General features: G+C 72.2%; 12 protein-coding genes. 9 read left to right on the top strand and 3 right to left on the bottom strand.

Features of this window, described 5'->3' with window-relative positions; genetic code table 11:
• The first annotated feature begins 28 nt into the window (after positions 1–28).
• From AC07DU_RS19630 to rocD, 3 genes are all read left to right on the top strand, one after another.
• A complete protein-coding gene (locus AC07DU_RS19630; RefSeq protein ID WP_360896337.1) occupies positions 29–535 on the top strand; it encodes an Lrp/AsnC family transcriptional regulator in 507 nt (168 codons plus the stop codon).
• Positions 536–719: 184 nt separating this feature from the next.
• Positions 720–1,523: a dimethylargininase gene (gene ddaH / locus AC07DU_RS19625; protein ID WP_479032527.1), complete on the top strand. Its 804-nt coding sequence runs from the start codon at positions 720–722 to the stop codon at positions 1,521–1,523.
• Positions 1,520–2,752 (top strand): ornithine--oxo-acid transaminase, encoded by a 1,233-nt coding sequence (rocD, locus tag AC07DU_RS19620; RefSeq protein ID WP_360896343.1) that lies wholly within the window; start codon positions 1,520–1,522, stop codon positions 2,750–2,752. Before ddaH ends, rocD begins: the two co-directional genes overlap by 4 nt.
• 118 nt (positions 2,753–2,870) lie before the next feature.
• Here rocD and AC07DU_RS19615 read toward each other — a convergent pair whose 3' ends face one another.
• Positions 2,871–4,217: a lipase family protein gene (locus tag AC07DU_RS19615; protein ID WP_479112606.1), complete on the bottom strand. Its 1,347-nt coding sequence runs from the start codon at positions 4,215–4,217 to the stop codon at positions 2,871–2,873.
• A gap of 100 nt (positions 4,218–4,317) precedes the next feature.
• Positions 4,318–4,644 carry a GYD domain-containing protein gene (locus AC07DU_RS19610; RefSeq protein WP_360897629.1) on the bottom strand — a complete coding sequence of 109 codons (327 nt, stop codon included), beginning with the start codon at positions 4,642–4,644 and terminating at the stop codon, positions 4,318–4,320.
• Between the two features lie 139 nt (positions 4,645–4,783).
• On the opposite strand from AC07DU_RS19610, the gene AC07DU_RS19605 reads away from it, so the two are divergent.
• From AC07DU_RS19605 to AC07DU_RS19585, 5 genes are all read left to right on the top strand, one after another.
• Positions 4,784–4,897: an excalibur calcium-binding domain-containing protein gene (locus AC07DU_RS19605; RefSeq protein WP_479112604.1), complete on the top strand. Its 114-nt coding sequence runs from the start codon at positions 4,784–4,786 to the stop codon at positions 4,895–4,897.
• Positions 4,898–5,105: 208 nt separating this feature from the next.
• A complete protein-coding gene (locus AC07DU_RS19600; protein ID WP_479112602.1) occupies positions 5,106–6,482 on the top strand; it encodes a cytochrome P450 in 1,377 nt (458 codons plus the stop codon).
• 24 nt (positions 6,483–6,506) lie between these two features.
• Positions 6,507–7,178: a hypothetical protein gene (locus tag AC07DU_RS19595; protein ID WP_479112600.1), complete on the top strand. Its 672-nt coding sequence runs from the start codon at positions 6,507–6,509 to the stop codon at positions 7,176–7,178.
• Complete coding sequence (locus AC07DU_RS19590; protein WP_468807146.1) at positions 7,162–7,665, top strand: FBP domain-containing protein; 504 nt, start codon at positions 7,162–7,164, stop codon at positions 7,663–7,665. Before AC07DU_RS19595 ends, AC07DU_RS19590 begins: the two co-directional genes overlap by 17 nt.
• A gap of 204 nt (positions 7,666–7,869) precedes the next feature.
• The gene (locus AC07DU_RS19585) at positions 7,870–9,117 is read left to right on the top strand and encodes a lipase family protein (protein WP_360897639.1); all 1,248 of its coding nucleotides are present in this window, start codon (positions 7,870–7,872) and stop codon (positions 9,115–9,117) included.
• A gap of 82 nt (positions 9,118–9,199) precedes the next feature.
• Here AC07DU_RS19585 and AC07DU_RS19580 read toward each other — a convergent pair whose 3' ends face one another.
• Complete coding sequence (locus tag AC07DU_RS19580) at positions 9,200–10,753, bottom strand: MFS transporter (protein ID WP_479032093.1); 1,554 nt, start codon at positions 10,751–10,753, stop codon at positions 9,200–9,202.
• Between the two features lie 83 nt (positions 10,754–10,836).
• On the opposite strand from AC07DU_RS19580, the gene AC07DU_RS19575 reads away from it, so the two are divergent.
• On the top strand, positions 10,837–12,903 hold the full coding sequence (locus AC07DU_RS19575; protein ID WP_479112598.1) for a S9 family peptidase: 2,067 nt from the start codon (positions 10,837–10,839) through the stop codon (positions 12,901–12,903).
• The last annotated feature ends 95 nt before the right edge of the window (positions 12,904–12,998 follow it).

Genomic DNA, 12,998 nt, shown 5'->3' with positions numbered 1-12,998 from the left:
GGCGGCACGAGGAGAAGATCGCCCGACCATGACCGCCAAGCCCACGCCGTTCGACGAGCTCGACCGGAAGATCATCACTGCCTTGATCGCGAACGCCCGCGCGAGTTTCGCGGAGATCGGCACCGCCATCGGCCTGTCGGCCACCGCCGTCAAGCGCCGCGTCGACCGGCTGCGCACGGCCGGTGTCATCACGGGGTTCCGGGCCACGGTCCGTCCTGCCGCACTCGGCTGGCGCACGGAGGCGTACATCGAGGTGTACTGCGACAGCGCGGCGCCGCCCAGGCGTCTTTCGGAGGTGGCACGCAAGTACCCGGAGATCGTGGCGGCCATGACGGTGACCGGCGACGCCGACGCGCTGCTGCACGTCAGGGCCACCGACGTCGGGCATTTCGAAGAGGTGCTGGAGCGGATCCGCAGCGAACCCTTCATCCGCAAGACGATCAGCTACATGGTGCTCTCCCACTTGCTGCCCGAGAGCCCCGAGGCAGGGGCTAGCGAGGCCGCGCCGGACGCCGGAGCCGTCGTGACGCAGTGAACCTGCTTCGAAGGCCCGTCTGCGCAGCATTCCTGCGCGTGCGCGCAGCTCTTCATTCTTGTCCCGGGTACCGGCCGCTTCCTACGGTGATGACATCCCCATCGTCACCGTAGAGGCGGAGGAATCCTCTGTGCCCGTAGCACGTGCCCCGCTCGGCAACGGCCCGAGCCCCAGGCGCTATCTGATGTGCGAGCCCCGCTACTTCGAGGTGCGCTACGCCATCAACCCGTGGATGGACACCGAGACGCCGGTCGACCGCGAGCACGCCGGCGACCAGTGGCGGACCCTGGTCGAGGCCTACCGGGACCATGGACACACCGTCGAGACGGTCGCCCCGGAGCCCGGCCTGCCCGACATGGTGTTCGCGGCGAACGCGGCTCTCGTCGTCGACGGCCGGGTCTTCGGCTCGTCCTTCCACGCACCCGAGCGGCAGCCGGAGTCCGCGGCCTACGCGCACTGGTTCAAGGAAGCCGGGTACGAGGTCCACCGCTCCGAGTCGGTCTGCGAGGGCGAGGGCGACCTGGTCCCGGCCGGCGCGTACGTGCTGGCGGGCACCGGCTTCCGTACGCGCCGGGCCGCTCACCGCGAAGTGCAGGAGTTCTTCGGCAGGCCCGTGATCAGCCTCGACCTGGTGGATCCCCGCTTCTACCACCTGGACACCGCGCTGTTCCACCTCGGCGGTGAAGCGGACGGAGGCGGCGGGACGGCCGGGGGGAACATCGCGTACTACCCGGCGGCCTTCTCCCCCGGCAGCCGTGAGGTCCTGCGCCGGCTCTACCCGGACGCGGTGATCGCCACCGAGGAGGACGCCCTGGCCTTCGGCCTCAACTCCGTCTCCGACGGCCGCCACGTCTTCGTCGCCCCCCAGGCCCCCGCCCTGATCGACCAGCTCGCCGACCGGGGCTACGTCCCCGTCCCCGTCGACCTGTCCGAATTCCGCAAGGCCGGCGGCGGCATCAAGTGCTGCACCCAGGAGATCCGCTCATGACCACCACCGCCCCCCGCTCCGCGTCCGAGACGCGTTCGTCGGCGCAGCTGATCCACGCCGAGGGCCCGGTCCTCGCGCACAACTACCACCCCCTGCCCGTGGTCGTCGCCCGTGCGGAGGGCTCATGGGTCCAGGACGTCGAGGGCCGCCGCTACCTCGACATGCTGGCCGGCTACTCGGCCCTCAACTTCGGGCACCGCCACCCCGTCCTCGTCGAGGCCGCGCACCGCCAGCTCGACGAGGTCACGCTCACCTCGCGGGCCTTCCACAGCGACCGGCTGGCCGGTTTCGCCGAGCGGCTGGCCGAGCTGACCGGTCTGGACATGGTCCTGCCGATGAACACCGGGGCCGAGGCCGTGGAGAGCGCCGTCAAGGTGGCCCGCAAGTGGGCGTACGAGGTCAAGGGCGTCGCGCCGGACCGGGCGACGATCGTCGTCGCCGACGGCAACTTCCACGGCCGCACCACGACGATCGTGAGCTTCTCCACGGACGAGACGGCCCGCGGCGGCTTCGGACCGTTCACCCCCGGCTTCCGCGTCGTCCCGTACAACGACCTGGCCGCGCTCGAAGCCGCCGTGGACGAGACGACGGCGGCCGTGCTGATCGAGCCCATCCAGGGCGAGGCCGGCGTCGTCATCCCCGACGAGGGCTACCTCACCGGTGTGCGGGAGCTGACCCGGCGCGCGGGGTGTCTCTTCATCGCCGACGAGATCCAGTCGGGCCTGGGACGCACGGGCCGCACCCTGGCCGTCGACCACGAAGCGGTGGTGCCGGACGTGCTGCTCCTGGGCAAGGCCCTGGGCGGCGGCATCGTGCCCGTCTCGGCCGTGGTCGCACGCCGTGAGGTGCTCTCCGTGCTCCGGCCCGGCGAGCACGGTTCGACGTTCGGCGGCAACCCGCTGTCGGCGGCGGTCGGTTCGGCGGTCCTCGACCTGCTGGCCACCGGCGAGTTCCAGCGGCGTGCCGCCGAGCTGGGCGACGTACTGGACGGCGCTCTGGCCGGGCTCGTCGGCTCGGGGGTCACGGCCTACCGGTCCCGGGGGCTGTGGGCGGGAGTGGACATCGATCCCGCGCTCGGCACGGGGCGGCAGATCAGCGAGCGGCTCCTGGCCGAAGGCGTGCTGGTCAAGGACACCCACGGGTCCACGATCCGGCTGGCGCCGCCGCTGACCATCACGGAGGACGAACTCCGGTTCGCGCTGGAGGCCCTGAAGGGGGTGCTGTCGTAGCCGCACGGCCCCTGGCCGACAGCGGCGCGGCCCCGCGACGCTCGCGGGGCCGCGCTGCTGCGGTCGGCAGGTCCGTGCATGACGGCAGTCGGGCGGGCAGGCCGGTGGGCGGGTTGCTTCAGTGCGCGACGACGGCCGGGCGCTCCGGCTCCAGCGAGTTGCCGGCGGGGATCAGGCCGCAGCTGGTGGGGGCGGTCCTGCCCGCGAAGCGTGCGTCGAGCCAGGCCATCGCGCGCGGCGCCCAGTAGGGCATGGCGCCGTTGTGGCTGAGCAGGTCGTACTGCTCGTACGTGATCGCCCTGTTCCCGGTGGCGCAGTACTGCCGGGCCAGTGCCCGTACGTCACCGGCGACCATGACGGCGTCGCCCGCGCCGATGCCCTGCGGAGAGGCGAACGTCCCCTCCAGCCAGCCCGCGTTCCCCTGTCCGATGAAGCCGGGGACGGCCGGTGTGGCGGCCTGGCCCAGGTTGACCTTGTTGACCGCCGCGACGAAGGCGGAGATGGAGTTGGGGTCCTTGTACTCCGGCCTCACCAGGTCCTTCCAGGTCATCCCCGGGTAGTGGCCCAGCGCGTCGGTGATCGAGCCGTGTTCCAGCTCGCCGAAGACCTTGCGGCCCTGGTCGCTGAGGTACGGCTCGATGTCGATGCCGTACGAGCGGGCGAGGCCGATGAGCGCCATCGGGATAACCCCGTTCCACACCAGGGAACCGTCGACGTACCGGAGGTTGTGCGCCGGGGCGACGAGCAGCCCGCCCTCCGCGAAGCCGACGAGCTGCCGGTTCACCTCGGGCGCGTACTGGGGGGCCAGGGCCGCCGCCCAGTTGGTGGCGATGGCCCCGCCGGAGTAGCCGAACAGGCCGAACCTGGTGCCGGCGTGCAGGCCGGTCCCGTCGGCCCGGGTGCTCGCCCGGATCGAGTCGAGCGTGTTGGTCCCGTAGGCGGGGCCGGCGGCGAATTCGGCGGTCTGGCCCTCGGTGTCCGGGATGACCAGGTCATAGCCCTTGAGCAGCAGCGGGCCCATGACGAGGGCCTCGGCGTGGGGGATGACGCCGCCGAGGGAGAGTCCGCCGGCGATGGCCCGCGAGGGGCCGTCCTCCGGGTCGAGGGAGTCGTAGAACGACTGGTACGACACGGCCTTGCTGCCATCGCCCAGGTGACTGCGGACGACCGTGGTCACGTTGGCCGAGGGCCGGCCCTGGGCGTCGGTCGAGCGGTAGAGCAGCTGGACGGCCTTCACGGGCGTCGGGATGCCGAGGACGTGGTAGTCCAGGGTGCGCTTCTTCAGCACGTCACCCGGCCGGTACTCGGACAGCGGCCTACTGCCGTCGTAGCGGTAGAACGGGTCGGACGGTGAGGTGAGCGCCTCCGCGCCCGCGACGGGTGCCGCCGCGGCCGCCGGCGCCGCGGCGACGGTGAGGGCGGCGACGACGACGGCGGCCAGCAGGCCGACGGCCCTTCGGTTCATGGTTCCCCCGGTGCGTGAGCGACTGGATCACGTGTCTACCGGGCGGTAAGTTACCGGAGGTAATGCTCTGGGGATAGGTTATGGGCCGTGGAAGTGCGGCCTAGGCTCCCGGCGGCCGGTACTTGACTCCTTCGACCTGGCGCAGGGCCTCAAGGGTCTCGTCGACGGTCAGCAGGACCGTCGTCTCGAACGAGCTGAGCGCGCCGCCGCTGCTGATCGCCAGCGCGACCGCGGCCATGGACACGTTGTCGGGGGCCTCCCAGAGGTTGTAGCCGTCGTGCGTGCCGAAGGCGTACCAGAAGCCGTGGAGCTTCCCGCCGACGGACTCGATGTACGCCTGAGCTGCCTTCGTACGGTCCTCGGGGCGGACGATCAGCCTCGCCCAGGTCTCGGGTGTGTAGCTGAACCTCGATAGGTAGAGCGGCATCGTGTCTCCCTTTCGTCCCGCCAAGGGATGCCCCGGCGCGGCGGCAAACGCGCCGGACGCGGCCCGGAGTCCCCCGGACGGCCGGGGAGGATCACCGGCACGGTCCGGTCGCGGCGCGAAGCGCGTACGGCGACGTGCCGTGGGCGGCCGACCACGGCGCATGGAGGCGAAGGTCGCCGGGGCGGCGCCCATCCGGCCCGGCCAGCCCGGCCATCGCGACGCGCTCGACAGCGACAAGGACGGCGTCTCCTGAGACAAGTAGCGCAGCCGCGAAGCCAGTTGGGCGCGCATTTTTCGGTCTGATCGACTGTGGCCCCTCGCCAGCGGTGGGGCGGCCCGGCAGAATCAGGCCTACGGGATGGGACGAGGGGGCAGTCATGGTGTCAGGGACGACGACGGATGCCGGTGCGGGTACCGGTACGGATGCGACTACGGGTGCGGGTGCGGGCGCGGAGGTGCCCGTGCTCGCGGGGAAGCCCCTGCTCGGCTCGCTCTTCGACATGAAGACGGACTCGCTCGGCACCTATCTGCGCGCCCAGCACCAGCACGGCGACCTGGTGCGGATAACGGCCGGCCCGCCCGGGTTGCGCGCCGAGTTGTACTGCGTGTTCTCCCCGCAGGGCGCGCAGCAGGTGCTCGCCACCGAGGCGGCCAACTTCCGCAAGGACAACCCCTTCTACCAGGAGCTCCGGGATGCCTTCGGCAACGGGCTGCTGACCAGCCAGGACGAGGACTACCTGCGCCAGCGCCGGTTGATCCAGCCGCTGTTCACCCGGCGCCGGGTGGACGGTTACGCCGGCGCCGTCGCCGCCGAGACCCAGTCGGTCATCGACCGGTGGGCGCAGGCGCCGGACGGCATCGTCGACGTGTCCGGCGAGATGATGCACTTCGCCCTGCGCACGGTCGCCCGGATCCTCTTCGGCACCGACGTCGAGACCACCGTCGACGTCGTGGGCCGGTGCTTCCCGGTCCTGACCGAGTACGTGCTGCGCCGCGGCTACTCCCCGGCCAACATCCCGCGCAGCTGGCCGACCCCGGGCAACAAGCGGGCGGCCGCGGCGCTGGACGAGCTCTACGGGGCGTGCGACGAGATCATCGCCGGGCGGCGCGACGCCGATGCGAAGGCCGGTGGGGGCGGGGACGCGGGCGCGGAGGCGGGCCAGCCGGGTGAGGACCTGCTCACGCTGCTCGCCGCGGCCAAGAGCTCGGACGACGGGGAGTTCGACGCCTCCGAGCTCCGCGACCAGGTACTGATCTTCCTGCTCGCCGGTCACGAGACGACCGCCACCTCCCTCTGCTTCGCCCTGCACCTGCTGGCCCTCCACCCCGAGCTCCAGGACCGGGCCCGCGAGGAGATCTCGCGCGTGCTGGGCGACCGTACGCCCGAGGCCGCCGACCTGGACCGGCTCCCGTACCTCACCCAGGTGCTCAAGGAGGCCATGCGGCTGTACCCGGCCGCGCCGGTCATGGGCCGCAAGGCCGTCGCGGAGACGCGGATCGGCGAGCACGTCGTCCCCGCCGGCGCGCACGTGATCGTGGCACCGTGGGTGACGCACCGCCTGCCGCGCCACTGGCCGGACCCGGACCGTTTCGACCCCGAGCGCTTCACCCCGGAGGCGGAGGCGGGCCGGCCGCGCTACGCGTGGTTCCCCTTCGGCGGCGGCCCGCGGGCCTGCATCGGGCAGCACTTCTCGATGCTGGAGTCGGTGATCGCGCTGGCGATGGTCCTGCGGGCCTACGAGTTCGAGGCCGTGGACACCGAGGTCCCGGTCAGCGCCGGAATCACCCTGCGAACGGACGGCCCAGCGCGTTGCCGGGTCCGTCGCGTGGACGGGTAGCGGCCGCCCGGCCATCATGGCCGGATGGACGGGTCGGATGGGGCGGATGGCGCAGACGGGCCGGGCGAGGAGATTCCGGGCAGGCTGTCGCCGTACGCGCACCGGCCCGCGCGCGTCTTGCTGCCCGGCTCGCCGGCCCCCGAGCGGCTGCAGCACCGCATCGGCCGCTTCTTCCTCGTCCGGTTCCTGACCGCGCTGCCCGACGACCTCGCCGACGCGGTGGCCGCGCTGCTCGACCCGCTCGAACGGGTCGCCCGGCTCGTCGGGCGGCTCCTCCACGGCCCGGCTCTGCGCGGCGGCTGGCGCAGCGAGGCGGGCCGCCTCGCCCTGGCCCTGTACGGCTTCCACTGGACGCACTGGCACGCCGAGACCCACGGGCCGCGCGGCACCTTCGCGGTGGAACCGGGCGGCCCCGGAAGGATCGCCGTCCGCCCGCCGTGGCGGCGGGGCGACCCGGCGCGCGAGCTCCACACCGCCGTCTGCTCGCTGCGCCGCGTCCCCCGGCTGCGCCGTCGCCCGTACCGCGTCGACCTCGCCTTCCGCGACGGCTCCTGGCTGGCCCTGCGGATGGACACCCGCGCCGACGCGGCCCGGCTGCGCGCTCAGCTCGTACATCGCGTGCAGACGCCACGGATATTCGGATGCGGGCCGGTCGGGGCGGCCCATAAGGTCGATGAACGTGGAGCCACTCAATGAGAAACAGATCCGTGCGTCCTTCGTGAACTGCACCAAAGGCGAGGCGGCGCGGCTGCGCCTGCCGCTCGACTTCGCCGAACTGCCCTGGGACGACCTGGACTTCCTCGGATGGGTGGATCCCGCGGCGCCGCTGCGCGCCCACCTCGTGCTGCCCCGCGCCCAGGGCCCGCTGGGGATCTCCCTGCGCGTACCGTCCGTGAGCCGCAGCAGTGCGCTGAAGTCCAGCCTGTGCCAGATCTGTCTGACCGGTCACGCCTCCTCCGGGGTCACGCTGCTCGCCGCCCCCTTGGCGGGCGCCCGGGGCCGCGACGGCAACACGGTGGGCACCTACATCTGCGCCGACCTGGCCTGCCCCCTGTACGTACGGGGCAAGCGGCAGCCGAAGTTGCGTACGACGCGGTACGAGGAGTCCCTGACCCTCGACGAGCGCCTCGCGCGGATGTCGGAGAACCTGGACGCCTTCGCGGCCAGGGTGACCGCGAGCTGAGCCAGCCCGGGGGAACCGCAGGCCGATTCGCAATTTCGTTCGCACGGTCATCCGTGTGGGTGCGGGCGTCCGCGTCCTCGCGGGCGCCGCAGGCACCCCGGCCCCTCCCGCTCCCTTCCTCCGCGCAAACACGCACTGGATCGCTGACCACTCTCCGTGATGGAATGGAAGCTCACCGTAACCGCCCCCTGAAGGGAACCGTTCATGAGTGAGCCCCAGGTCACCGAGCAGCAGCTCCGCGAGGCCCTCGCCGACAAGCCCGTCATCCTGGCCCCCGGGCCCCACGAGCCGCCCACCCGGATCCCGCCGGTCCCGAACGACGTCTGGGACCTCCCGGGTGGCACCGCCTGGGTGTACTACGCGGAGGGCAGCGCCCGGCTGACCAAGCCCGTGATCGCCGCCGACGGGTTCAACATGGGGCCGAGCGACATCGGCATGCTGTGGCAGGGCCTGGACTGGGGGGAGTACGCCTTCTTCAGCGAGCTGCGTCGCCGCGGGCACGGCGTCGTCGTCCTCGGCTTCCACGAGCGCAGCGTCGCCATCCAGCAGAACGCGGACGCCGCCATCGCAGCGATCATGCGCGCCGGAGACGAGCGTCAGGGGGACCACCGGCTCGCCGTCGGCGGCTTCAGCATGGGCGGCCTGGTCACCCGCTACGCCCTCGCCAAGATGGAGGAGCGGCGGATCGACCACCAGACCGCCCTCTACTGGTCGTACGACTCCCCGCACCGCGGCGCCTGGATCCCCCTCGGCCTCCAGGCGTTCGCGCACTACTCGCGCAAGCTCAACGACGGCTTCTCCCGGCAGATCAACAGCCCGGCCGCGCGGCAGCTGCTGGCCTGGCACATCGAGGAGTGGGACGACAAGCCCCGCGTGGACGAGCTGCGCCAGCAGCTCCTCGCCGAGCTGCACCAGATGGGCAACTGGCCCGCGATCCCGCTCAAGATCGGTGTCGCCAACGGCGTCGCGACCGGCCTGGGCAACGGCATCAAGCCCGGCGACCACGTCGTCGAGGGCAAGGGCCTGACCATTCTGGGCACCAACCTCTACGCCCAGCGCGGCGGCGACAACCAGATCGTCGCGAACCTGCGCCTGGTCACCCCGCCGCCGGCCAAGGACGTACCGACCGACGACCTGCCCGAGATCGACGGAGCCCCCGGCGGCACCCTGGAGGGCTTCGGCATCCTGGCCGACAAGCTCAACGAGCAGCCGCCCCTCCTCGGGCTCAGGACCGACGCCCACGTTCGCCACCACTCGTTCGTCCCCTCCGTCAGCGCCGTCGCCGTCCGCGACGTGACCACCGACGCCGACCTGTACGTGGACATCGACGGCCTCGCCCCGGAGGAGAGCGAGCTCGACGAATTCAGGCTGGCCTCGCAGAACCAGCCGCACACCCTGATGACCACGGAGCTCGGCGGCTGGATCGTGGAACGGATCGGGAATCTGGGCTAGGGCCTCGCGGAAAGCGCTGGTCGCAGACGCTCGTTGAGGACTGCGGCCAGCACGGTTCGGCGATCAGCCGAGCCAGCCGCACCTAGACGCGGTCGGCCGCGGCCGAGTGGTTGCCCTGGAGCCGTTCGAGGTCGGAGGGCCTGACCTGGATGGCGACCAGGGCGATCACCGCGCCGACCAGGGTGAACAGGGCCGCCACCACGAAGGCCGCGCTGATGCCCGAGGTGAGCACCTGGTCACTCCACGGCTTCGGGTACTGCCCGGTGCGCTGGAAGTAGGCCATCTGCTCGGGGTTGGCGGTGCGCAGGAAGCCCGCCGCCTGGTCCTTGGCCTCGTTGCGGCTGGCCGTGCCGAAGACGGTCACCAGGATCGACAGGCCGAGGGAACCGCCCACCTGCTGCGTCGTGTTGAGCAGCCCTGACGCCGCGCCCGACTCCCGGTCGGGGACGTTGGACAGGGCCATCAGGGTCAGCGAGACGAACTGCAGGCCCATGCCGAGGCCGAAGATCAGCAGCGGGCCCAGGATGCTGCCCACGTACGTCGAGTGGATGTCGGTCTGCGTCAGCCAGGCGAGTCCGGCGGCGGAACAGAGCGCGCCGGCGACCATGAAGGGTTTGGGGCCGAACTTCGGCAGGAGCTGGGAGGTGATGCCCGCGCCCACCGCGACCACCGCGCTGACCGGCAGGAAGGCGAGGCCGGCCCGCAGGGGGCTGAAGCCCAGCACGTTCTGCACGAAGAGCGTCAGGAAGAAGAACATGCCGAAGATGGCACAGGCGAGCATGAGCATGAGCCCGTAGGTCCCCGCCCGGTTGCGGTCGGCGAACATGTGCAGCGGGGTGATCGGCTGCGGCGAGCGCCTCTCGTTGAGAATGAACAGGGTCAGCAGGACCACGGCCGCGGCGAAGGAGCCCAGCGTCCAGCCGTCGCGCCAGCCGTCCTGGGAGGCGCGGATGAAGCCGTAGACGAGGGCGACCATGCCGGTGGTGCACAGGAGCGCGCCGGCGAAGTCGAAGTGTCCGGGGTGGCGTTCGGACTCGCGGAGCACCCTCCTGGCGAGCACGGCGATCAGCACCGCGATGGGGACGTTGACGAAGAGCACCCACCGCCAGTCGAGCCATTCGACGAGCATGCCGCCCGCGAGCAGACCGATCGCGCCGCCGCCGGCCGAGACTCCGGCGAACACGCCGAAGGCGCGGTTGCGCGCGGGCCCCTCGCGGAAGGTGGTGGTGATCAGCGCGAGCGAGGTCGGGGAGGCGATGGCTCCGCCGACGCCCTGGAGGGCCCGGGCCGCCATCAACTGGCCTGCGTTCTGGGCGAGTCCTCCGAGGAGGGAGGCCAGCCCGAAGAGCAGGACGCCGAAGATGAAGACGCGTTTGCGGCCGAGGATGTCACCGGCGCGGCCGCCGAGGAGCAGCAGGCCGCCGAAGGCGAGGGTGTACGCGTTGACGACCCAGGAGAGGCTCTCGGTGGAGAAGTCGAGGGCGGTCTGGATGTGCGGCAGCGCGATGTTCACGATGGTGATGTCGAGAACCACCATCAGCTGGCAGGAGGCGATGACGAACAGTGCGAGACCGTTCCCGCTTCCTCGGACCTTGCCGTCGGTCCCGTTGGTGCTCGGCGATACGTTCGGGTCCACCTTTTCGACGCTAAGCCCGCACCCGGGGTGTCACCACTCGAACGGCCTAGTGGCAGTGACATTTCACATGTCACACTACGTTCATGGATGACTTCCTCAGGCTCTCCGCGCAAACGGCCCGATTCTCCTACGGCGCCCCGCGCGCGTTCTCCTTCGGTGACGGCGGACGGCTGCTCTGGTTCCTCCGTTCCACCGGTCCCACCGACGCCTTCGACGGCCTCTGGGTGCTCGACACCGCCACCGGCGCCGAGACCCGGCTTGCCGACCCCCGCGAGCTGTGCCCCGAGCCCGGACCCCTCCCCGACGCCGAGCGCCGGCTGCGCGAACGGATCCGGCTCGTCGCCGCCGGGATCGGCTCGTACGCCCTCTCCGGCGACGGCCGTCGCGCCGTCTTCGCGCTGTACGGACGGCTCTACGAGGTCAGCGCGGACCCGGACGGGAAGCCCAGGGAGATCCCGGCCGCCGGGCCCGCCGTGGACCCGAGGCCGAACGCCGACGGTTCACGCACCGCGTACGTCGCCGACGACGTCCTGTACGTCGCGCCGGGCGGCCGGGTCAGCCCGGACGACGGGGCCCGCTGGGGCCTCGCCGAGTTCGCCGCCGCCGAGGAACTGAACCGCTCCCGGGGCCACTGGTGGTCGCCGGACGGGGCCACCCTGCTGGCCGCCCGCGTCGACGAATCCGCCCTCCAGCGGCGGTACTTCACCGACCCGGCGCACCCCGAGCTGCCCGGCGAGGACATCGCCTACCCCGAGGCGGGCGGCCCCAACGCCGACGTCCAGCTGTGGGTGCTCGGCGGGGACGGCGCCGGTCAGACCCGGATACGGATCGACTGGGACGCCGAGACCTACCCCTACGTCTCCGACGCGGGCTGGGAGTCGGCCGAGGAGATCCTGCTGACCGTCCAGGACCGCCTCCAGCAACGCGTCCTGCTGCTCAGCGCCGACCCGGCCACCGGCCGGACCCGCGAGCTCTCCCGCACCACGCACCCCCAGTGGGTGGACCCCCTGGTCCCCGGCACTCCGGCCCGGCTCCCCGACGGCCGGATGCTGACCGCCGCCGACACCCTGGGCGGGGCCGCACGCGCCCTCGCGGTGGACGGCGAACTGCTCACCGGGGACGGGGTCCAGGTCCGTCGCGTGGCCGGCGTGCACGAGGACCGGCTGCTGATCGAGGCCGCCCTGCGCGACCCCTCCGAGCAGCAGGTGCTGCTGCTGGACCCGGCCACCGGGGAGCTGACCCCGCTCGCCGACGGGCCCGGGACGCACTCCGTGGCCGCCGCGGCCGGGATGCTGCTGCTGACCTCGGCCGACGCCGACGGGATCCGGCGCGTCCTGCGCACCCCCGACGGGCGGGAGCTGATCCCGGCCGACCTCTCGGAGCCGATGCCGTACCGGGTGGTCCCCGTCCTGGAGCGGGTCACCGAACACGCCGTCCCCACCGCCCTGGTCCTCCCCCGCGACCACGTACCGGGCCGGCGCCTGCCCGTGCTCATGGACAGCTACGGCGGCCCCGGCGCGCAGGACGTCAACGCCGATCCCCGCCGCTGGCAGGCCCGCCAGTGGTGGGCCGACCAGGGCTTCGCGGTGGTGACCGTCGACAACCGCGGGACCGCGTACGTCTCCCCCGCCCACACCCACGCCATGTACCGCGGCTTCTCCGAGGTCACCCTGGAGGACCAGGTCGCCGCGCTGCAGGCACTCGGCGCACGCCACGCCGACCTCGACCTCGGCCGGGTCGGCATCCGCGGCTGGTCCTACGGCGGCTACCTGTCGGCCATGGCGGTGCTGCGCCGCCCGGACGTCTTCCACGCCGCGGCGGCCGGCGCCGCCCCGACCGACTTCCGGCACTACGACACGGCCTACACCGAGCGGTACCTGGGCCTGCCGCAGGACGACCCGGAGGTCTACGAGCGGGACTCCCTGATCGCGGACGCCCCGCGCCTGACCCGCCCGCTCATGCTGATCACGGGCCTGGCCGACGACAACGTCCACCCCTCCCACACCCTGCGCCTGTCCCAGGCCCTGACGGACGCGGGCCGTCCACACCAGCTGCTGGCCCTCCCCGGCGTCACCCACATGTCCCCGGGCGGCACCCGGGAGAAGCTGATGGCCCTGGAACTGGACTTCTTCCGCCGCGCACTCGCCTAGGCCGTCGCTCACGGATCACGCCCGGGCCGCAGTGCCCCGCCGACCCCGTCGCGGGGCACTGCGCCACCCGAGGCCGGGCCGGGACGGCGACCCGG

The sequence above is a fragment of the Streptomyces sp. NPDC045695 genome (assembly GCF_056432025.1).
The sequence above is the reverse complement of the archived record's forward strand: the minus strand, read 5'-3'. Positions and strand labels throughout refer to the sequence as shown.